The organism is Xanthobacter sp. YC-JY1 (genome assembly GCF_021730305.1).
In the GTDB taxonomy this organism is placed as follows: Bacteria; Pseudomonadota; Alphaproteobacteria; order Rhizobiales; family Xanthobacteraceae; genus Xanthobacter; species Xanthobacter flavus.
In genome coordinates, this window is record NZ_CP032674.1 from 2,120,387 (window position 1) to 2,142,851 (window position 22,465).

Sequence of the window (22,465 nt, forward strand, 5' to 3'; positions counted from 1 at the left end):
GAAAACCGGGCGAAACCACGGCTTTCGGGATCCCGGCAGTTGTGCCGGGGCAAATCTGCCGCGGGCTACCCCTTTGCGGCAGTTCGCTACCATTCCCGAAGGGCATTTTGCCTTGATGGCAATGATCGTCGTAGCGCATCCCCCTTTCCGGCCGGGCGGCAAAAGGATAAGGGTCAAGGTCCGCACCCGCCGCTCTCCCGAGCCGGCGCGGCGCCGGGCCGGTCGTTCGCGACAGGTCCCGGCCAACCACAAGCTCCCAGGAACCCAAGGCGTTCGCCATGTCGCCCATCCCGTCTGCGTCCCGTTTCCGCGGCTCGTTCACCGCCCTCGTCACCCCGTTCCGCGACGGCGTTCTGGATGAGAAGGCGTTCCGTGCCTTCGTGGACTGGCAGATATCCGAGGGGACGCACGGCCTCGTTCCGGTCGGCACCACCGGCGAAAGCCCCACCGTCTCCCATGAGGAGCACAACCGCGTGGTGGAATGGACCGTGGAGCAGGCCGCCGGCCGCGTTCCGGTCATGGCCGGCGCGGGCTCCAACAACACCGCCGAGGCGGTCGCGCTGGCCGAGCACGCCCAGAAGGTTGGCGCCGACGCGCTCCTCGTGGTCACGCCCTATTACAACAAGCCCACGCAGGAAGGGCTTTATCGCCACTTCAAGGCGATTGCCGACGCGGTGGACCTGCCGATCTTCATCTACAACATCCCGAGCCGCTCGGTGATCGACATGTCGGTCGAGACCATGGCTCGGCTGTTCGAGATCAAGAACATTGCCGGCGTAAAGGATGCCACCGCCTCCATGACCCGCGTGTCGCTGCAGCGGCAGGTGCTGGGGCCGGACTTCATCCAGCTCTCGGGCGAGGATGCGACCGCGCTCGGCTTCATGGCCCATGGCGGCCACGGCTGCATTTCGGTTGCCTCCAACGTCGCGCCGCGTTTGTGCTCGGAGTTCCAGCTGGCCTGCCTCGCCGGCGACTTCAAGGCGGCGCTGGCGATCCAGGACAAGCTGATGCCGCTGCACACGGCGCTGTTCGTGGAGACCAACCCGGCCCCCACCAAGTATGCCCTCTCGCTCCTCGGCAAGATGAGCGAAGAGGCGCGCCTGCCTATGGTGCCTGTCTCCGAGACCACCCGCGCCGTGGTGCGCAGCGCGATGGTGCAGGCCGGCCTCATCAACTGAGGTCGATGGATCGGGGGATCAGGCGACCCGCCGTCGCCTGATCCCCCGTTCTCCAACGCTCCGCCAACCGACCTGACCCCTTGCGGCTTGCTTCGGCGGTGCGCTGCGACCACATTCCCCCATCATGACATCCAAGAAGACCGAAGCCCCCCGCAAGATCGCCGCCGACAACCGGCGCGCCCGCTTCGATTTCGAGCTCGGCGAGACGTTCGAGGCCGGCATCTCCCTCACCGGCACCGAGGTGAAGAGCCTGCGCAACGGCAAGGCCACCATCGGCGAGAGCTACGCCGCCCAGAAGGAGGGCGAGATGTGGCTCTACAACGCCTATATCCCCGAATATCTGGAAGCCAACCGCTTCAACCATGAGACCCGCCGGCCACGAAAACTGCTGCTGCACAAGCGGCAGATCGCCAAGCTCGGCCAGGCCGTGGAGCGCGAGGGCATGACGGTGGTGGCGACCAAGATCTATTTCAACGATCGCGGTCGCGCCAAGGTGGAGCTGGCGCTGGCCAAGGGCCGCAAGGCGCACGACAAGCGCGAGGCCTCCAAGGAACGCGACTGGGCGCGCGACAAGGCGCGCCTGATGCGCGAGCGCGGGTGAGGGAAAGGGCGCCATGCCGGGCAAGATCGCCTTCGACCATTGCGTCGTCCATGTGAGCGATTTCGCCCGCTCCAACGCCTTCTATGCGTCCGTGCTGGGCGCGGAAGTGGTGACGGTGGGCACGGGCTTCGCCTACCGCTTCGGTGACCGCCAGCTGAACCTGCACGGGCCGGGCGTCGACCCGGTGCCGGTGGCGCGCCTGCCGGTGCAGCCGGGCAATTCCGATCTGTGCTTCCGCTGGGATGGGCCGATCGCGGAGGCCGTGGCGCACCTCGCCGCCCACGGCATCACGCCCGAACTTGGCCCGGTTCGTCGCTTCGGCGCACAAGGCCATGGCACCAGCGTCTATTTCCGCGATCCGGATGGGTCGCTGCTCGAATTCATCTCCTACGACACCTCTCAGGGGGACGCGTCATGAGCACTTCCGGCTACACCAGCCTGCCCGATGACCTCCCGTCGCCGGAAGACGATGGCCTCGCCGCGCACCTGCCGGGGCTCGAGCTGCCCATCATCACCCTTCCCGCCACGGACGGCCGCCACATCGATCTCTCCGGCCTCTCCGGCCTGACGGTGGTCTACGCCTATCCGCGCACGGGAGTTCCCGGCCAGCCCATGCCGGAGGGCTGGAACGCCATTCCCGGTGCGCGCGGCTGCACGCCCCAGTCCTGCGCCTTCCGCGACCATTTCGCCGATCTGCGCGACGCCGGCGTGGAGCATGTGTTCGGCCTGTCGCTGCAGGACAGCGACTATCAGCGCGAGGCGGCGGAGCGGCTCCATTTGCCGTTCCCGCTGCTCTCCGATCATCGGCATGAGCTGACGACGGCGATCCGCCTGCCGACCTTCGAGGTGGAGGGGGCGAAGCTGCTGAAGCGCATCACCCTCATCATCGAGGAGGGCGCCATCAGCCATGTCTTCTATCCGGTTTTCCCGCCGGACCGGAACGCGACGGACGTGCTGGCCCATCTGCGCCGGCGGCGGGAGGACTGACCGCTCAGCCCGGGCTGCTCAGCCCAGGCTGGCGCGGACGGCGGAAAAGACGGAGCGGAACATCTCGGGCGTCAGCACGCCGGTGTTCGTATTGTAGCGCGAGCAGTGGTAGCTCGCGAACAGCCGCACGCTGCCCACCTCGTCCGACACGCCGTGGCCGAACTTCAGCCGCGAGGCCTTCTGGCCCAGCGCGGCCAGGGTCGAATCGTGGGCGATCTTGCCCAGCGTGACGATGGCCCTGAGCGCCGGCATCTCGGCCATGGCGGCGGAGAGGAAGGGCCGGCAGGTGCGGATCTCCTCGGGCGTCGGCTTGTTCTGGGGTGGCACGCAGCGCACCGCATTGACGATGCGCGCGCCGGTGAGGGTCAGGCCATCTTCCGGGTGCGCCGCATAGGGGCCGCGGGCGAAGCCGTATTCGATCAGCGTCGCGTAGAGCAGATCGCCGGCATAGTCGCCGGTGAACGGGCGCCCCGTGCGATTGGCGCCGCGCAGGCCCGGCGCGAGACCGACGATCAGCAGGGGCGCGTCGACCGGCCCGAAGGCGGGCACGGGCGCATTGTGCCAAGCGGGTTCATTCGCCCGCCATTCCTCGCGAAAATCCACGAGGCGCGGGCAAAGTGGGCAGTCGCGCCCCGGCTCGGACGCCGCGGCAGGCCGGGCGGCGGCTGTCTTGGCAGCCATCTTGGCGGGCACGGGCGGCGTGTCAGTCGTTGCCGTCGCCGGCCGCGGTCGTGGCGCTGCGCCGCTCGAGGAAGCGGGGCGTCTCCTGCATCCGGCCCTGCCGCTCTGACGGGTCGCGGCCGATCTTGGGCTGGAGGTCCACCAGATCGATGAAGACGTCCGCCTGGCGGCGCAGGTCATCCGCGATCAGCGGCGGCTGGGTGGAGATGGTGGACACCACCGAGACCCGCACGCCCTTGCGCTGCAACGCTTCCACCAGCGAGCGGAAGTCGCCGTCGCCGGAGAACAGGACGATGTGGTCCACGTGCTCGGCGAGCTCCATGGCGTCCACGGCGATCTCGATGTCCATGTTGCCGCGCACACGACGGCGGCCCTGCGCGTCCGTGAACTCGCGGGCAAGCTTGGTGACCACCGAATAGCCGTTGTAGTCCAGCCAATCGAGCAGCGGCCGGATGGAGGAGTATTCCTGGTCCTCGATCAGCGTCGTGTAGTAGAACGCGCGAAGGAGGTATCCGCGGCTCTGGAACTCCTTGAGGAGCCGCTTGTAGTCGATATCGAAGCCCAACGCCTTGGTCGCGGAATAAAGGTTGGCGCCATCAATGAGAAGAGCGATCTTTTCCTGGCCCTGCATACAAAAGTCCGCCGATGGAATGGGATGGGCAGAACGGGGAACGGCTGCAAACCACGTCGTCCTGTCGCCTTTCTCCGACGAAGAACCGTTCAAGGCAAGCGAAAAAGGCGCGGCGCTTGGTCGGCAGGGTTGCCCCTTTGGCCGAATTGCTGTATCGACGCCCTCTTCTCAAGGCCTGTATTCTGTGCGCATCGCGCATAAGGGAGTGACGAGCCCATGGCCCGTGTCACCGTAGAAGACTGCATCGACAAGGTGGACAACCGGTTCGAGCTGGTTCTGCTCGCCGCCCACCGCGCGCGCATGATCTCGTCCGGCCAGCAGATCACCATCGACCGGGACAACGACAAGAACCCTGTCGTCGCCCTGCGCGAGATCGCCGACGAGACCGTGAGCCCCGAGGATCTCAAGGAAGACCTCATCCACTCGCTGCAGAAGTACACCGAGGTGGATGAGCCCGAGCCCGAGGCCGTGCCGCTCATCGCGTCCAGCGACAGCTCCGGCGGCGAGGACAGCGACGTCATGCTCGACCGCATGACCGAGGAAGAGCTGCTCGCCGGCCTTCAGGGCCTCGTGCCCCCCGAGCATAACGACGACGACGAGGGCTGATCGCCGCTTCGGCGACGGACCCAACGTTCGCGGCCGGGCACTGCCCGGCCGTTTGCGTTTCGGGCGCCCGTCGCCGGCATTTCGCGGCTAAAACGATTTGCCCATCGGTTGACGCCTCCTTCCGGGGAGCCTAACGTCCGCGCCATGCTCCGTTCCGGATACCATATGCCGGGCCTCCTTCCGGCCCTGCGGCGAATTCGTCGCCCGGTCGACCCTGTCGGCCGGGTAGACTTGCGCGCCTGAGGCCGTCGACGGCCGCGGCGCGATCCTCCGCCGGGGCAGGCCCATCAGGTGACTGCCCAGAGAATTGCGCGGCAAGGCCCGCATCAGTCCGGATCGTCCCCCATGTCCAGCCGTGAACCCGCCGCTCAGCGCGACGGCTCCTCCCCTGTTCGTCCTCATCACTCCTCGTACCGCCTCGCCGTCGCGGCCGAGCCGGCCACCAACCTCCTGCTGCGCCTGCTGGAGCCGTTCGTGATCCACGACGTCCTGCCCGGCCGCATCGACTGCCGGACGGATGCGGACACACTCACCGTCACGATCGAGTTCGCCGCGGAGGAGGCCGTCGCCGTGCGCCTCGGCCAGAGGCTCGGCGTCATGGTCGGCGTCCGCAGGGTGGACCTTGCGACCGCCGAAGAGACGGCGCAGATGCGGGCGGCCTGACGGAAACGGCCATGCTCAACACGTTCGCGGACATTTCCGTCATCGTCCTGCCGGTGTTCGGCATGGTGCTGGTGGGCTACATCTCCGCCCGCATCGGCCTCGTCAGCGAACGGGCGACGGACGGGCTGGCGGAGTTCGTGTTCAGCTTGTCGGTGCCGGTCCTCATCTTCAAGACGCTGACCGAATCGAAGCTGCCCGAGGCTCAGCCCTGGGGCTACTGGATCGCCTATTTCGCCGGGGCCTTCTTCGTGTTCGCCATCGCCATGGTGGCGGCGGAACGGCTGTTCGGGCGGGGGCGGCAGGAAGCGGTCATCCACGGCTTCGCCGCGGGCCAGGCCAACACCGTGTTCGTTGGTGTGCCGTTGATCCTGAAGGCCTATGGCGAGGCGGGAGCGGTGCCGCTGTTCCTGCTCATCGCCATCCACCTGCCGGTGATGCTGGTGGCGGCCACCGTGCTTCTGGAGGGCAGCCACGGCTTTTCCCGTGCGACCATGATGCGGCTCGGCAAGGCGCTCGCCTTCAATCCCATCCTGCTCGGCATCTATGCCGGGGCGCTCGCCAAGGTGGTGGGCATCCAGGCCGTGGGCGTGCCGAAGCAGATGATCGATCTTCTCTCGGCCGCGGCGACGCCCTGCGCGCTCATCTCCCTCGGCCTGTCGTTGAAGCGCTACGGCATGGCGGGGGGCGATCTTCTGCCCTCGGCGCTCATCAGCTTCCTGAAGCTCATCGTCCATCCGGCGGCGGTGTTCGCGCTCACCATGGTCTTCAGCATGCCGCCGGTGTGGGCCGGCGTGGCGGTGCTGTTCGCGGCCATGCCGAGCGGCGTCAACGGCTACCTGCTGGCGCAGCGCTATGGCGTGGGGGTGGCTGCCTCCACCAGCGCGGTCTCCCTCTCCACCGGGCTCGCGGTCGTCACCGTGGCATTCTGGCTCTACATCCTCGGGGTCGGCTGAGGCGCGTCGAGCTCCAGCCGCGTGCGGATGTCCCCGGGCGTCGCGCCGCAGGTCCTGAGCGCCAGGAGGCTGGTGGCCGAATTGCTCTTGGAGAGCTTGTGGCCGCTGCCGTCCAGGATCAGCCGGTGATGGTGGTAGACGGGCGTCTCTAGGCCCAGGAGCCGCTGCAGCAGCACGTGGACCGAGGTGGCGTGGAACAGGTCCATGCCGCGGATGACGCGGGTGATGCCCTGCAACGCGTCGTCCACCACCACCGAGAGATGATAGGACGTTGGCACGTCCCGCCGCGCCAGCACCACATCGCCCCACTGCGCCGGATCGGCCGGCGCCGCGACGGCCGGGCCTTCCGGCAGATCCCGGGCTTCCGGCCAGAAGAGCGGCCCGCTGCCGACGGCCTTAAGCGCTGCCGCCATGTCGAGCCGCAGCACATAAGGCTCGCCCGCCGCCCGCCGCTGCGCGCGTTCCCCATCGGACAGCCCTGAGCGCTGGAAGGGATAGAGCGGCGCCCCGTCCGGGTCCCGTGGGGCCGGGCGCCCCTGCTTCGCCTCGGCCTCGATTATCGCGCGCGCGATGTCGGAACGGCTCTCGAAGGTGGGATAGACGAGGCCCATGCCCTCCAGTCGCGCCAGCGCTTCCGCATAGTCGGCGAAATGCTCGGACTGGCGCCGCGGCGGCGCGGCGGGCACGATGCCGAGCCAGGCGAGGTCATCGAGGATGCCCCGTTCGAATTCGGGTCGACAGCGGGTGGTGTCGATGTCCTCCATACGCAGCAGGAAGGTGCCGCCGGTGCGCGCCGCCGCCTCGGCATTCACCAGCGCCGAGAAGGCGTGGCCGAGATGCAGCCGGCCGTTGGGGCTCGGCGCGAAGCGGCAGACGAAGGGAAGGGGAGGCTGGGGCATGGCGTGCGCTATTAGAGCGATATCCCGGTGTGACAGACAAGCCTGCGGGTTTGCGCAATGAAGGAGCCGCTGCTCACCGACCAAGGCGTATTCGACCGCGCCTTCGCGCAATTGCTGGAGCTGGATGATCGCCTCGTTCCGGTGGCGGAGGTGGCCGGCCGCCCGGCCCTGCGCCGCCGGTCGCCCGGATTCGCCGGCCTGTGCGCCGTGGTGATCGCGCAGCAATTGTCGGTCGCCTCGGCGCGGGCCATCTCCGCCCGGTTCGAGGCCGCGCTGGGCGGGACGCCCACGGTGGAGGCCATGCTGGCCGCGCCGGTGGAGACATTGCGCGCAGCCGGCCTGTCCGCACCGAAGATCCGCACCCTCACCGGCATCGCCCGCGCGCTCGCGGAAGGCGAGGTCGACCTTGAGGCGGTGGCGCGCCTGGAGGCGGACGCCGCGGCCGAGGTGATGACGCGGCTACCCGGCATCGGGCTTTGGACCGCCGACATCTACCTCCTGTTCTGTCTCGGCCGCGCCGATGCCTTTCCCCATGGAGACCTCGCGCTGCAGGTGGCGATGGGCGATGCGTTCGAGCTGGGCGGCCGCTGCACGCCCCTCGGCCTGCGCGCCATCGCCGAGGACTGGCGGCCGCTGCGTGGCGTGGCGGCTCATCTGCTGTGGGCGTATTATGGTGCGCGGCGCGCCCGCCTCGGCGCCCCGGCCTGAGAAGAGCGTGCCCATGTCCTTTCCCCTCGACGGCGTTTCCCTCGACGAGCCCATTCTCGACGGCCCGCGCCTGCGTCCGCGCAACGGCGGCGCGCCTGACAGTCTCGTCGTGCTGCTGCACGGCTATGGTGCGGACGGGCGCGACCTCATCGACCTCGGCAATGCCTGGGCCGACCTGCTGCCCGGCACCGCCTTCATTTCCCCCCACGCCCCCGACCCCTGCGGGGAGGCACCGGTGGGCCGGCAGTGGTTCCCGCTGAGCTTCCGGGATCCCCACGAACTGGCCCGCGGAGCCGAGGGTGCGGCGCCAATGCTCGCTGCGTTCCTGGAGGTGGAACTGGCGAAATACGACCTGCCGCCGTCGCGGCTGGCGCTGGTCGGCTTCAGCCAGGGCGCGATGATGGCGCTGAAGATCGCGACCACCGCCGCCGTCGCACCGGCCGCCGTGGTCGCCTATTCGGGGCTGTGGGTGGAAGCGGCGGGCGGGGTGCCGCGCGACCTGCAATTGCACACGCGCCCGCCCATTCTTCTGGTGCACGGCACGGAGGACGAGGTGATTCCGGCTCAGGCGCTGTTCGCCTCCGCCCGCGGCCTCGCCGAGGCCGGCGTGCCGGTGGAATGGCACCTCAGCCAAGGCCTCGGGCACGGCATCGACGATGGCGGCCTCGCCCATGGCGGCGCTTTCCTCGCCGAGTTCCTCGCACCCAAGTCGCGCTGAGACGGTAACGGAAGCAGGCACAGCCGGTGGCGCGAGTAAATGCCCGGAAATGGCCGTGGTTTGGCCTCGGCTTCACAACAGTGACACGGAGCATATAGAGTATCCGCCGCGTACCGGGATCGTCAGGCGCGATTCGGGTGCGAAGACGAGGAGTTCGGTCCTTGACCACTGCTTTGTCACCAGGTGCCTGGCCAGCGCTCGTGCTCAACGCGGACTACCGCCCGTTGAGCTATTACCCGCTGTCGGTCTGGAGTTGGCAGGACGCCATCAAGGCGGTCTTTCTCGACCGGGTGAACATCGTCGAATATTACGACAAGGCGGTGCGAAGTCCGGGCTTTGAAATCCGACTGCCGAGCGTCGTTTCACTGCGCACCTTCGTGAAGCCGACGCGGCAGCCCGCCTTCACCCGCTTCAATGTCTTCCTGCGCGACCGCTTCTCCTGCCAATATTGCGGCTCCCGCGAGGATCTCACCTTCGACCACGTGATTCCGCGTTCGAAGGGAGGCCAGACGACCTGGGAGAACGTGGTCGCCGCCTGCTCCCCCTGCAATCTGCGCAAGGGCGGCCATATGCCGGCGGATGCGGGGATGTGGCCCGCCCAGACGCCCTTCCAGCCCTCCGTCCACGATCTCCATCAGAACGGCCGGCATTTCCCGCCGAACTACCTGCATGAGAGCTGGATGGACTATCTCTACTGGGATACCGAGCTGGATCCGTAGGCGATATAGCCTCGCCAATATCCGGCAGCTTCAGCGCCCACGAACCCGCATGCGCAGGCACGCTTCAATTCAAGACGCGAAACGTTCCGAAGCCGGCTCCGCTGGAACAGGCTCGGAACTTCGCCGCATGTGCGGCCCCGCGTGAGGCCGCACACCGCACGTCGTCAGCCGACGGCAATCTCCTTGCCGCTCGCGCCCCATTCGGTCCACGAGCCGTCATAGAGGGCGAGGGGCTGCTTCCCGACCATTTCCAGCGCCACCCAGAGGATGGCCGCCGACACGCCCGAGCCGCATGAGGTGATCACCGGCCGCGAGAGATCGAGGCCGGAGCCATCGATGGCCTTGCGCAGCTCGGCCGGCGGCAGGAGGCGGCCGTCCTTTACGATCTGGCCGTGCGGCAGGTTGAAGCTGCCCGGCATGTGGCCGGAGGGCAGGCCCTCGCGGGGTTCCGGCGCCTCGCCGCGGAAGCGGGCGTCCTGGCGGGCGTCCAGCACCTGCGCGGAGCCAGTCTTGAGCGCCTGATCCACGCGCTCGATGTCGGCGACGAGGGAATGGTCGAGGCGGGGGGTGAAGCTGGCCGGCAGGCGGCGCACCGGTCCGTCTTCCAGAGGACGTTCCTCGGCCTTCCACTTGGGCAGTCCGCCATCCAGCAGCTTCACGTCGCTCGCGCCGAAGGCCCGGAAGGTCCACCACACGCGCGGCGCGGAGAACAGGCCGACGGAATCATAGACCACGATGCGCAGGCCGTCGCCGATGCCCAGCGCCCCCACGGCCACCGCGAAGCTGTGCGCGTCCGGCAGCATGTGGGGCAGGGAGGTGGAGTGGTCGGCGATGGTGTCGATGTCGAAATGCACCGCGCCGGGAATGTGCTCGGCGAGATATTCCTTGGCGCCGCTGCGGCCGGAATTCGGCATGTGCCAGGAGGCGTCCACCACCACGAGGTCCGGCGCGCCGAGATTGGCCGCGAGCCATTCAGTGGAGACGAACGGGCTCTGCGGGGTGTCCACCGGCAGGGTGCTCTCGGGCGATGTGCTCATGACGATCTCGCTCGCGTTTGGGCGGGGCGCGGTTTCCTCGGCCGGAACGCGCCCCGCGTCAAGCCGTCAGACGAGGACGTTCGGTACCTCGGCCTTGCGCTCCAGCCACGCCGGGACCGGCAGGTTCTTGGAGCGCAGGAATTCGGGGTTGAACAGCTTCGACTGGTAGCGGGTGCCATAGTCGCAGAGGATGGTCACGATGGTGTGGCCCGGACCCAGCTCCTTCGCGAGGCGGATCGCGCCGGCGACGTTCACGCCCGACGAGCCGCCGAGGCACAGGCCTTCGTGCTCCAGCAGGTCGAACACGACGGGGAGGGCCTCTTCGTCCGGGATCTGGAAGGCGGCATCCACCGGCGCGTCGACGAGATTGGCGGTGATGCGCCCCTGCCCGATGCCCTCGGTGATGGAGGAGCCCTCGGCCTTCAGCTCGCCGGTCGTGTAATAGGAATAGAGCGCGGCGCCCATGGGATCGGCGAGGCCGATCTTGATGTCCTTGTTGCGGGCCTTCAGCGCCATGCCGATGCCGGCCAGAGTGCCGCCGGTGCCGACGGCGCAGATGAAGCCGTCCACCTTGCCCTGCGTCTGCTCCCAGATTTCCGGGCCGGTGGTGTCGATATGGGCTTGGCGGTTGGCCACGTTGTCGAACTGGTTGGCCCAGATGGCGCCGTTGGGCTCGGTCTTGGCCAGCGCCTCGGCGAGGCGGCCGGAGACCTTCACGTAATTGTTGGGATTGGCGTAGGCCACGGCCGGCACTTCCACCAGCGTCGCGCCGGCGAGGCGCAGCATGTCCTTTTTTTCCTGGGACTGGGTCTCGGGAATGACGATCACGGTGCGGAAGCCGAGCGGCGCCGCCACCAGGGCGAGGCCGATGCCCGTATTGCCCGCCGTGCCTTCCACGATCACGCCGCCGGGCTTCAGCTCGCCGCGGGCCACCGCGTCCTGGATGATGCCGAGTGCCGCGCGGTCCTTCACCGACTGGCCGGGATTGAGGAACTCCGCCTTGCCGAGGATGTCGCAGCCGGTCTCTTCGGAGGCCCGCTTCAGACGGATAAGGGGTGTGTTTCCGATAGAGTCCACAAGGCCGTTACGGATCATGGAAGAAATACCTTCATCGCAATGTGAAATTTAATGGGCCTTATGCTGCCTCGGCGCGCGTCTCCCCTCAATAGCGGCGTTGCAGGGCCGGCGCAAACTCATGGGATTGCGCCGGGAAGAGGCTCAGCGGACGGCCGCGCGCGCCTCTGCGGGGGCCGCGTGCCGCAGATGCTCGAAGGCGCGCAAAGCGCGGTCGCGGGCGGCGGCGTGGTCCACGAGGGGCTTGGGATAGGTGTGGCCCAGCCGGATGCCGGCGGCCGCGAGGGTGTCCTGCGGGGCGGTCCATGGCTGGTGGATGAGCTTCGCCGGCAGGCGCTTCAGCTCGGGCACATAGGTGCGCACATAGGTGCCGTCGGGGTCGAATTTCTCGCCCTGCATCACCGGATTGAAGATGCGGAAATAGGGCGCGGCATCGAGGCCGGAGCCGGCGACCCATTGCCAGGAGGCGGCATTGTTGGCGGCGTCCGCATCGACCAGCGTGTCCCAGAACCAGTCTTCGCCGGCGCGCCAGTCGATGAGCAGGTGTTTCGCGAGGAAGGACGCCACCACCATCCGCACCCGGTTGTGCATCCAGCCCGTCTGCCAGAGCTGGCGCATGCCCGCATCCACCAGCGGATAGCCGGTGAGGCCGCGCCGCCAGGCCTTCAATTCGCCCGAGCATTCGCGCCAGGGGAAGGCATCGAAGCTCTGCTGGATATTGCGCCGGGCGATGTCTGGCTCCTCGGCGAGCAGATGGTAGGAAAACTCCCGCCAGTACAGTTCAGCCTCGAACTTGGCCGCATCGCTGCCCGGCACCTCGCCGGCATCCACCGCGTGGCGCACGGCGAAGAGGATCTGGCGTGGGGACACCTCGCCGAACCGCAGGTGGGGCGAGAGGCTCGAGACGTGCTCGAGGTCCGGCCGGTCGCGGCCCGTGGCGTAGCCCTTGAGGCCGTCGGCGATGAAGGCGGACAGGCGCGCGCGCGCCGCTGCCTCGCCGACATGCCAGGCGGTACGCAGGCCCCCGGCCCAGTCGGGCTTTTCCGGCTCCAGTGCGAAGCTTTCCAGCGTGTCGCCCTCCGGCGCACGGGTCACGCCCTTGAGGCGCTTGGGTGCGGGCAGGGGCGGGGAGAGATCGCGCTCGCGCAGGGCAGCGCGGTGGAAGGAGGAGAAGGTGCGCGGCATGCGCCCCGATCCGCCCAGCACCGTTCCCGGCGGGTGGAGCAGGTGGGCGCAGAAGTGCAGCACGCGGCGATCCTCGGCCGCCAGCCGGGCGGTGATGGCCCGGTCCAGCTTGCCCTCGGCCTCGCCCGCCCGATCATTGAACGCGACCGTGGCCGCGCCCAGCGCGGCAGCCACCTCCGGCACGATGCGTGTGGCTGGTCCCTGCCTGAGGATCAGCGGAATGCCGTGATGGGAGAGGTCTGCCCGGAGCGCCCTCAGGGATTGGGCGAGCCACCAGCGGGCGGCGCCGCCGAGCGGGCGGATGTGGGGGCTGTCCTCGTCGAGGACATAGAGCGCGGCGATGGGCGCGCCGGTCTCGGCGAGGGCGTTCAGCGCCGGGTTATCGGCCAGGCGCAGATCGTCGCGGAACCACAGGAGGGATGGAGCGGCTGTCATGACGCACCTTCCTACGCGGACGGGGCAGGGGAGGTTCACTCCCTTTTCCCGTCCGGCGCAAGAGGGGCGTCACAAGAGGGCCATCGTGCCCTCAGTGGTCCATGTTCACGTCGCGCGTCTCCTTGCCCAGCACCAGGGCGATGAGGGTGAGGAGTGCCATGACCGAGAGATAGATGCCGACCCAGAACGGGCTGCCGCCGCCATAGCTCCACAGCGCCACGGCGATGAACGGGGCCACCGCCGCGCCGAGGATGGAGGAGACGTTGTAGGAGATGCCCGAGCCCGTGTAGCGCACATTGGCCGGGAACAGCTCCGGCAGCAGCGCGCCCATGGGGCCGAAGGTGAGGCCCATCAGCGTGAAGCCGATGATGAGCCATGCCATCACGCCCACCGGCCCGGCGGAGAGAATCGGCACCCACAAAAGGCCGAACAGCACGATGGCGGCGGTGATGCCGATCAGCGTGCGGCGGCGGCCCCAGCGGTCGGCCCAGGGGCCGGAGACGAGGGTGAAGATGCCGAAGAACACCACGCCGCCGATCATCATCAGCACGAAGGTGCGGTAGTCATATCCGAGCCCCGGCACCGCCGCCGTGGTCGGGGCGCGACCGTAGCTGAGCGAGAAGGTGGTCATCAGGTAGAACAGCACGTAGGTGGCGAGCATGTAGAAGGTGCCGAGGATGAGCTCACGCCAGTGCGTCTTGAACGCCGCGGCCAGCGGCAGCTTCTGGATGCGGCCGTGCTCCAGCGCCTTTGCGAAGGCGGGGCTCTCCACCAGCGAGATGCGCACCCACAGGCCGACGATCACCATCACCGCCGAGAACAGGAAGGGCAGGCGCCAGCCCCAGGAGAGGAAGGCATCGGACGGGCGGGACGGATCGCTCGACGGCATCAGTGCCGCGATGGCGAGGAACAGGCCGTTGGCGATGATGAAGCCGATGGGCGCGCCAAGCTGCGGGAAGGTGCCATAGACGGCGCGCTTGCCCGCCGGCGCATTCTCGGTGGCCACCAGCGCCGCGCCGCTCCATTCGCCGCCGAGCGCGAAGCCCTGGGCGAGGCGCAGGATCACCAGCAGCAGGGGCGCGAACCAGCCGGCGGTCTGGAAGGTGGGCAGCAGGCCGATGAGGAACGTGGCGATGCCCATGGTGAGCAGCGCGCCCACCAGCGTCAGCTTGCGCCCCTTCTTGTCGCCGAGATGGCCGAAGAAGATGGCACCCAGCGGCCGCGCCACCATGGCCGCGCCGAAGATGGCGAACGATGCGAGCAGCGCCGTCGTGTCATTGCCGGCCGGGAAGAACAGGTGCGGAAACACCAGCACCGCCGCCGTGGCATAGACGTAGAAGTCGTAGAACTCGATGGTGGTGCCGATCAGGCTCGCGAGGATGACGCGCGAGCGGGGATTGACGGCGGGCGCCGCATCGGCGGCGAAGGTCGTGGACATGCCGGTACTTTCCAACTGCGCCCCGTAAAGGCCGGGAGCCGTTGGCGGCGGCTGAAGGGTCCGGCAATTTTCTGTCGCGACGGCAGGGGGCAGAGAAGGCCGGCGCGCAGGCTGTTTGCGGGTTCTGATAGTTTATTGCGCCCGCCTTCGCCAGTGCTTGCATCCTGAGCCGACGAGAGGCCGCCCTGCGGGCAGCGCATGGCGGACCGGCGCCGATCGTCTCCCATCCCCATCGCAAGCTGTGGATGACGGTGATGACTTCCCGGCTCCCCCCATCGGGCTCCAGCCTGTCACGGGCACGTGAAAATCGAGCCGGCGCAAGGCCCGTTAGGAATTTGATAACCTGCGGGTAGGCACCATATATAGTAGGAAGAGGGGTCAGATGGCCCCAATTGGTGGCAAAGAGGGGTTTGACCGGCGGGCCAGACTCGCACTAGCGTTCGGTCCTCGGCAGCCGGCATCCCACGGGTACGTATCGGTGAATGCTGGCGGGCCTCCCGGAACCCGCGAACTTCCGACCCGCCTGGCGCGGCGCGCTGCGCCATGCCTGTCGGTTTGTCACGTCCGCCATATTCGTCCTGTAGAATGATCGGCCCGAGCGGGGCCGAGCCGAAGGAGCACCGGTCATGCGCGTTGAACGCCGCTACACGCAAGAGGGTCGTTCCCCTTACGCGGACATCGCCTTCCGCGAGACCGTGAGCGAGATCCGGAACCCCGACGGCTCCGTGGTCTTCCGCCAGGAGGGGATCGAGGTTCCCGCGCAGTTCTCGCAGGTCGCCTCCGACATCCTCGCGCAGAAATATTTCCGCAAGGCCGGCGTGCCCGCGCGCCTGAAGAAGGTGGAGGAGAATTCCGTCCCCTCCTTCCTTTGGCGCTCCGTGGCCGACGAGGCGGCGCTCGCCGCCCTCCCCGAGAACGAGCGCTATGTGGGCGAGACCACCGCGCAGCAGGTATTCGATCGTCTGGCCGGCACCTGGACCTACTGGGGCTGGAAGGGCGGCTATTTCGACAGCGAGGCCGACGCGCAGGCCTTCTTCGACGAGCATTGCTACATGCTGGCCATGCAGATGGCCGCGCCCAACTCGCCGCAGTGGTTCAACACCGGCCTGTTCTGGGCCTACGGCATCGACGGGCCGGGGCAGGGCCACTTCTATGTGGACTACCAGACCGGCGAGCTGATGGCCTCCACCTCGGCCTATGAGCATCCCCAGCCGCACGCCTGCTTCATCCAGTCCGTAGGCGACGACCTCGTCAACGAGGGCGGCATCATGGACCTGTGGGTCCGCGAGGCGCGCCTGTTCAAGTACGGCTCCGGCACCGGCTCCAACTTCTCCGCGCTGCGCGGCGAGGGAGAGAAGCTGTCCGGCGGCGGCCGCTCGTCCGGCCTCATGAGCTTCCTCAAGATCGGCGACCGCGCGGCGGGCGCCATCAAGTCCGGCGGCACCACCCGCCGCGCCGCCAAGATGGTGGTGGTCGACGCCGACCATCCGGACATCGAGGCCTATGTGGACTGGAAGGTGATCGAGGAGCAGAAGGTCTCCTCCCTCGTCACCGGCTCCAAGCTCAATGCCAAGCACCTCAAGGCGGTGCTCAAGGCCTGCGTGAACTGCGAAGGCAATGGCGACGACTGCTTCGACCCGGAGAAGAACCCGGCCCTCAAGCGCGAGATCAAGGCCGCCCGCAAGGCGGCGGTGGCCGACGCCGCCATCCGCCGGGTGATCCAGTATGCCCGCCAGGGCTACAAGGACATCGATGTCGCCATCTACGACACCGATTGGGACGGCGAGGCCTACATCACCGTCGCCGGCCAGAACTCCAACAATTCCGTCCGCGTCACCGACGACTTCCTGCGCGCCGTCGAGGCCGATGAGGACTGGAAGCTCATCCGCCGCACCGACGGCAAGGTCGCCAAGACCATCAAGGCCCGTGAGCTCTGGGAGAAGATCGGCTCGGCCGCGTGGCACTGCGCCGATCCCGGCATCCAGTTCCACACCGCGGTGAACGACTGGCACACCTGCCCGGCGGCCGGCGAGATCCGCGCCTCCAACCCGTGCTCGGAATACATGTTCCTCGACGACACGGCCTGCAACCTCGCCTCGTTGAACCTCCTGCAGTTCCGCGACGCCGAGAAAAGGTTCGACGTGGAGAGCTACGAGCACGCCGTCCGGCTGTGGACCGTGGTGCTGGAAATCTCGGTGCTGATGGCGCAGTTCCCCTCGCGCCGCATCGCCGAACTCTCCTACGAGTACCGCACCCTCGGCCTCGGCTACGCCAATATCGGCGGCCTGCTCATGTCGAGCGGCATTCCCTATGACTCCCCACAGGGCCGCGCCATCTGCGGTGCGCTCTCGGCCATCATGACCGGCGTCTGCTACGCCACCTCCGCCGAGATGGCGAAGGAGCTGGGCACGTTCGCGGCCTATTCGGCCAATGCCCAGTCCATGCTGCGGGTGATCCGCAACCACCGCCGCGCCGCCCATGGCATCGCCGAGGGCTATGAGGGCCTCTCCATCTCCCCGGTGCCGCTCGATCACCTCTCCTGCCCGGACACCCGCCTCGTCGCCCACGCCACCGCGGCCTGGGACAAGGCGCTGGAGCTCGGCGAGAAGCATGGCTACCGCAACGCGCAGGTGTCCGTGATCGCCCCCACCGGCACCATCGGCCTGGTGATGGACTGCGACACCACCGGCATCGAGCCCGACTTCGCGCTGGTGAAGTTCAAGAAGCTGGCCGGCGGCGGCTACTTCAAGATCATCAACCGCGCCGTGCCCGAGGCGCTGCGCACCCTCGGCTACAAGGAAGCCGAGATCGCCGAAATCGAGGCCTATGCGGTGGGCCACGGCTCGCTCGCCAACGCGCCGGCCGTCAACCACGGCTCGCTGCGCGCCAAGGGCTTCGACGACGCGGCCATCCAGAAGGCCGAGGCCGCGGTGAAGACCGCGTTCGACATCAAGTTCGCCTTCAACCGCTGGACGTTCGGCGAGGAATTCCTCGCCAACACCCTGAAGGTGCCGGCGGCCCAGCTCGCCGACCCGAAGTTCGACCTCCTCGCCTTCCTCGGCTTCTCCAAGGCCGACATCGACGCCGCCAACGTGCATGTCTGCGGGGCGATGACGCTGGAGGGCGCGCCGTTCCTCAAGCCGCAGCACCTGCCGGTGTTCGACTGCGCCTCCCCGTGCGGCCGCATCGGCAAGCGCTATCTGTCGGTGGAGAGCCACATCCGCATGATGGCGGCGGCGCAGCCCTTCATCACGGGCGCCATCTCCAAGACCATCAACATGCCCAACGACGCCAGCGTCGAGGATTGCAAGGCGGCCTACCTGCTGTCCTGGCGCCTCGCGCTGAAGGCGAACGCCCTCTATCGCGACGGCTCCAAGCTCTCCCAGCCCCTCAACGCCCAGCTGGTGGCGGACGAGGAGGACGAGGACGACGCGCTGGATGCCGTGCTCTCCCAGCCCAACGCGGCCCGCACCGCGTCGGTCACCGAGAAGATCGTCGAGCGGGTGGTGGAGCGCATCGTCGAGCACCGCGTGCGTGAGCGCGAGAAGATGCCCGACCGCCGCAAGGGCTACACCCAGAAGGCGGTGGTGGGCGGCCACAAGGTCTATCTGCGCACCGGCGAATATGATGATGGCCGCCTCGGCGAGATCTTCATCGACATGCACAAGGAGGGCGCGGCGCTCCGCTCGCTCCTCAACAACTTCGCCATCGCCATCTCGCTCGGCCTCCAGTACGGCGTGCCGCTCGAGGAATATGTGGACGCCTTCACCTTCACCCGCTTCGAGCCCGCCGGCCCGGTGCAGGGCAACGACACCATCAAGTACGCCACCTCCATGCTCGACTACGTGTTCCGCGAGCTGGCGGTGAGCTATCTCGGCCGCAACGACCTCGGCCATGTGGACCTGTCCGAGACCGGCTTCGACGCGCTCGGCAAGGGCGTGGACGAGGGCAAGGCGCCGACCAATCCGTCGGCCCGCATCGTCTCCAAGGGCCTCGTGCGCGGCAAGACGGTGAACCTGCTGGTGCCCCAGCCTGTCGCCCCCGAGCCGCGCTCCGGCACGGACAACGTGACGATGCTGCGCGCAAGCACCGTCGGTGCCACCGCGCTGAAGACTGACACCGCCGAACTCAAGGATCCGGCGCCCCAGCCGGAGGAGATCGAGGAAGCGGTGGAGAGCCTGATGGAGAAGTCGCTCCCCTGGTCCGCGACCGCCCGCAAGGCCGAGGCGCGCGCCGAAGCCAAGGCCAAGGGCTACGAGGGCGAAGCTTGCCCCGAGTGCATGAACTTCACCATGGTGCGCAACGGCACCTGCCTGAAGTGCGACACCTGCGGCGGGACGACCGGCTGCAGCTGAGGTATTTTCGCCTCCGTAAGAACAATGCCCGGGCCTGCGGTCCCGGGCATTTTTCGTTTTGACAGGGTCTTGAGCCTTGGATGTCGACTCGCCTCTCTGCATCGGGCTTCCCGCCGCAGCGTCGGATTGGAGAAACGGATCTCGCGCCACGGGATTGGGAAGCCGGCCCACATCCCCCGACGGTGGATGTCTGAGCGGAAAATGTGCGGTGGAGCGCGGGTTCTGGTTGACGCCTCAATGCAATTTCTGAATATGGCGTGGTTTCGTTTGCCCCGCCGATATTCGCCGCCAGCCCCATCAGAGATGGGTTCGCTGCCGCCCTTTGACACACGTGAAATCTGGTACCATGGCAGGAGGCCGATATGGATTACGCTCATCCGCTCGCGCTGGCGGTTCGCCGTATCGGCCAGAAGGCCGGAGTACTCAGGCCTCTCGTTAAATTGTACCGCAAGATTGCCAGGACCGGCTACGAAGATGCCTTCGGCGTGGCGCTCCTGAACGATGTCAGGACGGCCGACATCGTCTGGGACGTGGGCGCCAATACTGGCCTTTACAGCCGAAAATTGGCCGAGGCCGTGGGGGTGACTGGAAAGGTCGTCGCTTTCGAACCCACACCCTCAACCCTTCAGGCGTTGCGCGGCACGATTGCGCCCTATCCTCAGGTGACCGTCGTTCCGGTTGCGCTTGCCGACTATTCCGGCGTGGCACATTTCGGCACCAGCGACCATCACGAGAGCAACACGCTCAATGCCAGTGCCAAGTCGAGCGAATGCATCGAGGTGAAGGTCGAGCGGGGCGATGTCTATGCGGTCGATCAGTGTCCCAATGTCATCAAGATTGACGTTGAGGGCTTCGAGCTCGATGTGGTCAGGGGCCTGACGCGGACGCTGGCGCAGCCCCAACTGCGGTCTGTTTTCGTGGAAGTCCACTTCCTCGAAATGGCTAAGCGGGGCCTAGATGACGGTGCGGGGCAACTGAAGGCTGCCCTCGAACGAGTCGGCCTTCGTGTCACTTGGCTCGATCCATCCCATATCGTCGCGCGCAGAGCATAGCAGACCGCAGACGGAGGCGGGGCAGCCCTCCGTCCCCGGACAGCGCCTGATCAGGCGGCGTTCTTGATGCTCAGGCCGTCCTCGTAGGACACTTCCTTGTAGTGCGAGACTTCCGCATATTTCAGCCCCACGTCGGCGAGGGCATCGAGCTTGGCGGCGGTGTCGAACTTCTTGAGCTTCACCTTGTCCACGTAGAAGGTGTCGATCAGCTCATTGTAGACCGAGGTTTCGTCGAGGAAAATGGCGAAGATCTTCACGTCGCCGAAGCGAATCAGCAGGCGGTTGCCCTGCGGCAGATCCGAGATATAGACGAAATACTTGCCCTCGCCGTCGAGGGCGGCGCCGAGCGTTTCCACCAGCTTGGGCAGGCTCTCGTAGCTGGTGATGGAGCCGGCAAGGAAGCCGATGGCGGGCTTGCCGTCCTCGCACACCGAGAACACTTCCTTCAGCACCGCCTCAGGCCCGTCGTAGGAAATCTCGCCGCGGAAGCCGAAGCGGCCGGCCACATGGGTGTCGGCATTCAGCGTCGGCTTCAGGAGCCGCCCCTCGGTGCTCAGCTTGGCAAAAGGCGTATCAGCAACAGCGGTCATGGAAAAATCCTTGGGTGAGGTCGCGGTGGGCGAGGCCCTTTTGGGCGTGCCGTGGAGAACCTCGTGTGCGCCGGCCTGGGAGGGCCGGACCGGGCACGAGGCCCCGGTCTGCCGTGCCCCTTCGGACACGACCTCTTGTCCAGCGGAGGCGTGAGGCCTCAGTCGCCGGTAATCAGCACCTCCGGGACCTCGTTGGGGTCCTCCACGTCCAGGCCGTCCTCTTCGGCGAGGGGGACGTTGACGAGGCAGACGTCGCCGTCATCGACGACGATCTCGATGGGGGTGAGGGATTTGCCCTTGCAGGGGCCGATGAAACAGGCGCCGGTATCGGGGTCGAACTTCGCCTGGTGCCGCCCGCAGGCGAGGAAGTTGGCCTCGCGGTCCAGGAATTCGCCGGGATAGGCGTCGAGCCGCTTGCCCTCGTGCGGGCAGACATTCTCGTAGCCGTGGAAGCTGTTGCCGCGGCGCGCGATGAAGATCGGCCACGCCTTCTTGTTGCCGTCCGCGTCGAGCCGCGCGAGCACGAAGCCGCGGGCGTCGCCATCCTGAATCTCGTAGGTGGCGCAGATGGCGAAGAGTTCGGTCATTACAGAGCTTTCTCAGGTCCGGAGGGACCGGGAAAGCTCGTGCAAGAATTGGGCCGCCGCTCCGGCGGCCCCGATTGTCGTGTCTCCGACACAGCCCGCCGGAGGGCGGAATGGCCGGTGGCGGGACTGATTTCCTCGGGGGAGATCAGTCCACGTCGTCGACGCTCTCCGGCCCGCCGCCATAGGCGCGCTGGGCGAGGGCGGCCTGCATGAACGGGTCGAGATCGCCGTCCAGCACCTCCTGCGGCGTGCCGGAGGTAACGCCGGTGCGCAGGTCCTTCACCAACTGATAGGGCTGGAGCACATAAGAGCGGATCTGGTGGCCCCAACCGATGTCGGTCTTGGCCGCCTGCTCGGCCATGGCCTCCGCCTCGCGCTTCTTCAGCTCGAGGTCGTAGAGCTTGGCGCGCAGCATGTTCCAGGCGGTGGCGCGGTTCTTGTGCTGGGAGCGGTCACCCTCGCTCACCACGGCGATGCCGGTCGGGATGTGGGTGAGGCGCACCGCCGATTCCGTCTTGTTCACGTGCTGGCCGCCGGCACCGCCGGAGCGCATCGTGTCGACCCGCACGTCCGCTTCCTTGATGTCCACCACGATGCGGTCGTCCACCACGGGATAGACATCCACCGAGGCGAAGGACGTCTGGCGCCGGGCGTTGGAATCGAAGGGCGAGATGCGCACGAGGCGGTGGACGCCCGCCTCGGTCTTCAGCCAGCCATAGGCATTGTGGCCCTTCACCTGGATGGTGGCGGACTTCAGGCCGGCCTGCTCGCCCTGGCTCTCGTCCATCAGCTCCACCTTGAAGCCGTGGCGCTCGCACCAGCGGCGATACATGCGCAGCAGCATCTCCGCCCAGTCCTGGCTGTCGGTGCCGCCGGCGCCGGCATGGACTTCGAGATAGGAGTCGTTGGAATCGGCCTCGCCCGAGAGCAAGGCCTCCAGCTCGCGCCGGGCCAGCTCCGCCTTCAGCCCGTCGAGGGCTCCGGCGGCCTCGGAGATCACACCCTCGTCGCCTTCCGCCTCGCCGAGATCGATGAGCTCGATATTGTCCGCAAGGTCGCGCTCCACCCGATCGATGGCGCCGAGGCCATCCTCCAGGCTGGTGCGCTCCTGCATCAGCTTTTGCGCCCGCTCGGGATCGTCCCAGAGCTTGGGATCTTCAACGATGGCATTCAGCTCCGCGAGACGACGGCGCGAACGGTCCACGTCGAGGTGGGACCGCAACAGGTCGAGGGAGGCTTTGATCTCGTCGACTTTTGCGGCGAGTTCCGCGCGCATGGCTCATCTTTCTCCGGCTGAGGGCCGCGGAAAATAGCGGCGGGGGGCGCGGGTGTAAACGCCGGGCCGGCGGGGAGGGGGCTTCGGGGGCA

22 protein-coding genes are annotated in these 22,465 nt (G+C 67.5%); 12 read left to right on the forward strand and 10 right to left on the reverse strand.

Annotation, left to right across the window (positions count from 1 at the left end):
• Nucleotides 1–278 precede the first annotated feature (278 nt).
• From dapA to D7006_RS09955, 4 genes are all read left to right on the forward strand, one after another.
• The gene (dapA, locus tag D7006_RS09940) at nucleotides 279–1,178 is read left to right on the forward strand and encodes a 4-hydroxy-tetrahydrodipicolinate synthase (protein WP_210257541.1); all 900 of its coding nucleotides are present in this window, start codon (nucleotides 279–281) and stop codon (nucleotides 1,176–1,178) included.
• A 124-nt stretch (nucleotides 1,179–1,302) separates the two neighbouring features.
• Nucleotides 1,303–1,779 carry an SsrA-binding protein SmpB gene (gene smpB / locus D7006_RS09945; protein ID WP_024279430.1) on the forward strand — a complete coding sequence of 159 codons (477 nt, stop codon included), beginning with the start codon at nucleotides 1,303–1,305 and terminating at the stop codon, nucleotides 1,777–1,779.
• 13 nt (nucleotides 1,780–1,792) lie between these two features.
• Complete coding sequence (locus D7006_RS09950; protein ID WP_237356468.1) at nucleotides 1,793–2,197, forward strand: VOC family protein; 405 nt, start codon at nucleotides 1,793–1,795, stop codon at nucleotides 2,195–2,197.
• Nucleotides 2,194–2,766: a peroxiredoxin gene (locus tag D7006_RS09955; RefSeq protein ID WP_237356469.1), complete on the forward strand. Its 573-nt coding sequence runs from the start codon at nucleotides 2,194–2,196 to the stop codon at nucleotides 2,764–2,766. The genes D7006_RS09950 and D7006_RS09955 overlap by 4 nt, the downstream gene beginning before the upstream one ends.
• Nucleotides 2,767–2,784: 18 nt before the next feature.
• Here the strand turns inward: D7006_RS09955 and D7006_RS09960 are convergent, their stop codons facing one another.
• A complete protein-coding gene (locus tag D7006_RS09960) occupies nucleotides 2,785–3,447 on the reverse strand; it encodes a uracil-DNA glycosylase (RefSeq protein WP_237356470.1) in 663 nt (220 codons plus the stop codon).
• A gap of 22 nt (nucleotides 3,448–3,469) precedes the next feature.
• Nucleotides 3,470–4,078, reverse strand: coding sequence for an NYN domain-containing protein (locus tag D7006_RS09965; protein ID WP_029558161.1), 609 nt, complete (start codon nucleotides 4,076–4,078; stop codon nucleotides 3,470–3,472).
• 216 nt (nucleotides 4,079–4,294) lie between these two features.
• Here D7006_RS09965 and rpoZ point away from each other — a divergent pair, with 216 nt between their 5' ends.
• The 3 genes from rpoZ to D7006_RS09980 all read left to right on the forward strand — a co-directional run bounded on the left by rpoZ (nucleotide 4,295) and on the right by D7006_RS09980 (nucleotide 6,300).
• The gene (gene rpoZ / locus D7006_RS09970; RefSeq protein WP_024279425.1) at nucleotides 4,295–4,684 is read left to right on the forward strand and encodes a DNA-directed RNA polymerase subunit omega; all 390 of its coding nucleotides are present in this window, start codon (nucleotides 4,295–4,297) and stop codon (nucleotides 4,682–4,684) included.
• A 345-nt stretch (nucleotides 4,685–5,029) separates the two neighbouring features.
• The gene (locus D7006_RS09975) at nucleotides 5,030–5,347 is read left to right on the forward strand and encodes a hypothetical protein (RefSeq protein WP_237356471.1); all 318 of its coding nucleotides are present in this window, start codon (nucleotides 5,030–5,032) and stop codon (nucleotides 5,345–5,347) included.
• 11 nt (nucleotides 5,348–5,358) lie between these two features.
• On the forward strand, nucleotides 5,359–6,300 hold the full coding sequence (locus tag D7006_RS09980; RefSeq protein WP_169121067.1) for an AEC family transporter: 942 nt from the start codon (nucleotides 5,359–5,361) through the stop codon (nucleotides 6,298–6,300).
• Here D7006_RS09980 and gluQRS read toward each other — a convergent pair.
• Entirely contained in the window at nucleotides 6,279–7,199 is a 921-nt protein-coding gene (gluQRS, locus tag D7006_RS09985) for a tRNA glutamyl-Q(34) synthetase GluQRS (protein ID WP_237356472.1), read from the reverse strand. The genes D7006_RS09980 and gluQRS overlap by 22 nt on opposite strands.
• 57 nt (nucleotides 7,200–7,256) lie before the next feature.
• On the opposite strand from gluQRS, the gene D7006_RS09990 reads away from it, so the two are divergent.
• The 3 genes from D7006_RS09990 to D7006_RS10000 all read left to right on the forward strand — a co-directional run bounded on the left by D7006_RS09990 (nucleotide 7,257) and on the right by D7006_RS10000 (nucleotide 9,344).
• Nucleotides 7,257–7,907: a DNA-3-methyladenine glycosylase gene (locus D7006_RS09990; RefSeq protein ID WP_237356473.1), complete on the forward strand. Its 651-nt coding sequence runs from the start codon at nucleotides 7,257–7,259 to the stop codon at nucleotides 7,905–7,907.
• A gap of 13 nt (nucleotides 7,908–7,920) precedes the next feature.
• Nucleotides 7,921–8,625, forward strand: a complete 705-nt coding sequence (locus tag D7006_RS09995; protein WP_237356474.1) for an alpha/beta hydrolase — start codon at nucleotides 7,921–7,923, stop codon at nucleotides 8,623–8,625.
• 161 nt (nucleotides 8,626–8,786) lie between these two features.
• Entirely contained in the window at nucleotides 8,787–9,344 is a 558-nt protein-coding gene (locus D7006_RS10000; RefSeq protein WP_081762648.1) for an HNH endonuclease, read from the forward strand.
• A 164-nt stretch (nucleotides 9,345–9,508) separates the two neighbouring features.
• Here the strand turns inward: D7006_RS10000 and sseA are convergent, their stop codons facing one another.
• The 4 genes from sseA to D7006_RS10020 all read right to left on the reverse strand — a co-directional run bounded on the left by sseA (nucleotide 9,509) and on the right by D7006_RS10020 (nucleotide 14,513).
• A complete protein-coding gene (gene sseA, locus D7006_RS10005; protein WP_229644853.1) occupies nucleotides 9,509–10,381 on the reverse strand; it encodes a 3-mercaptopyruvate sulfurtransferase in 873 nt (290 codons plus the stop codon).
• A gap of 66 nt (nucleotides 10,382–10,447) precedes the next feature.
• The gene (locus tag D7006_RS10010) at nucleotides 10,448–11,476 is read right to left on the reverse strand and encodes a cysteine synthase A (protein ID WP_024279417.1); all 1,029 of its coding nucleotides are present in this window, start codon (nucleotides 11,474–11,476) and stop codon (nucleotides 10,448–10,450) included.
• A gap of 123 nt (nucleotides 11,477–11,599) precedes the next feature.
• On the reverse strand, nucleotides 11,600–13,075 hold the full coding sequence (locus tag D7006_RS10015) for a deoxyribodipyrimidine photo-lyase (protein WP_237356476.1): 1,476 nt from the start codon (nucleotides 13,073–13,075) through the stop codon (nucleotides 11,600–11,602).
• A gap of 91 nt (nucleotides 13,076–13,166) precedes the next feature.
• Entirely contained in the window at nucleotides 13,167–14,513 is a 1,347-nt protein-coding gene (locus tag D7006_RS10020) for an MFS transporter (protein WP_237356478.1), read from the reverse strand.
• 626 nt (nucleotides 14,514–15,139) lie between these two features.
• Here D7006_RS10020 and D7006_RS10025 point away from each other — a divergent pair.
• Together D7006_RS10025 and D7006_RS10030 are read left to right on the forward strand one after the other, a co-directional pair.
• Nucleotides 15,140–18,868: a vitamin B12-dependent ribonucleotide reductase gene (locus D7006_RS10025; protein ID WP_237356480.1), complete on the forward strand. Its 3,729-nt coding sequence runs from the start codon at nucleotides 15,140–15,142 to the stop codon at nucleotides 18,866–18,868.
• A 362-nt stretch (nucleotides 18,869–19,230) separates the two neighbouring features.
• Nucleotides 19,231–19,920, forward strand: coding sequence for an FkbM family methyltransferase (locus D7006_RS10030; protein ID WP_237356481.1), 690 nt, complete (start codon nucleotides 19,231–19,233; stop codon nucleotides 19,918–19,920).
• A gap of 50 nt (nucleotides 19,921–19,970) precedes the next feature.
• Here D7006_RS10030 and D7006_RS10035 read toward each other — a convergent pair whose 3' ends face one another.
• From D7006_RS10035 to prfB, 3 genes are all read right to left on the reverse strand, one after another.
• A complete protein-coding gene (locus D7006_RS10035; RefSeq protein ID WP_229644847.1) occupies nucleotides 19,971–20,510 on the reverse strand; it encodes a hypothetical protein in 540 nt (179 codons plus the stop codon).
• A 158-nt stretch (nucleotides 20,511–20,668) separates the two neighbouring features.
• Nucleotides 20,669–21,097: a Rieske 2Fe-2S domain-containing protein gene (locus tag D7006_RS10040; protein ID WP_169121056.1), complete on the reverse strand. Its 429-nt coding sequence runs from the start codon at nucleotides 21,095–21,097 to the stop codon at nucleotides 20,669–20,671.
• Nucleotides 21,098–21,242: 145 nt separating this feature from the next.
• Nucleotides 21,243–22,373 carry a peptide chain release factor 2 gene (gene prfB, locus D7006_RS10045; protein WP_169121055.1) on the reverse strand — a complete coding sequence of 377 codons (1,131 nt, stop codon included), beginning with the start codon at nucleotides 22,371–22,373 and terminating at the stop codon, nucleotides 21,243–21,245.
• Between the last annotated feature and the right edge of the window lie 92 nt (nucleotides 22,374–22,465).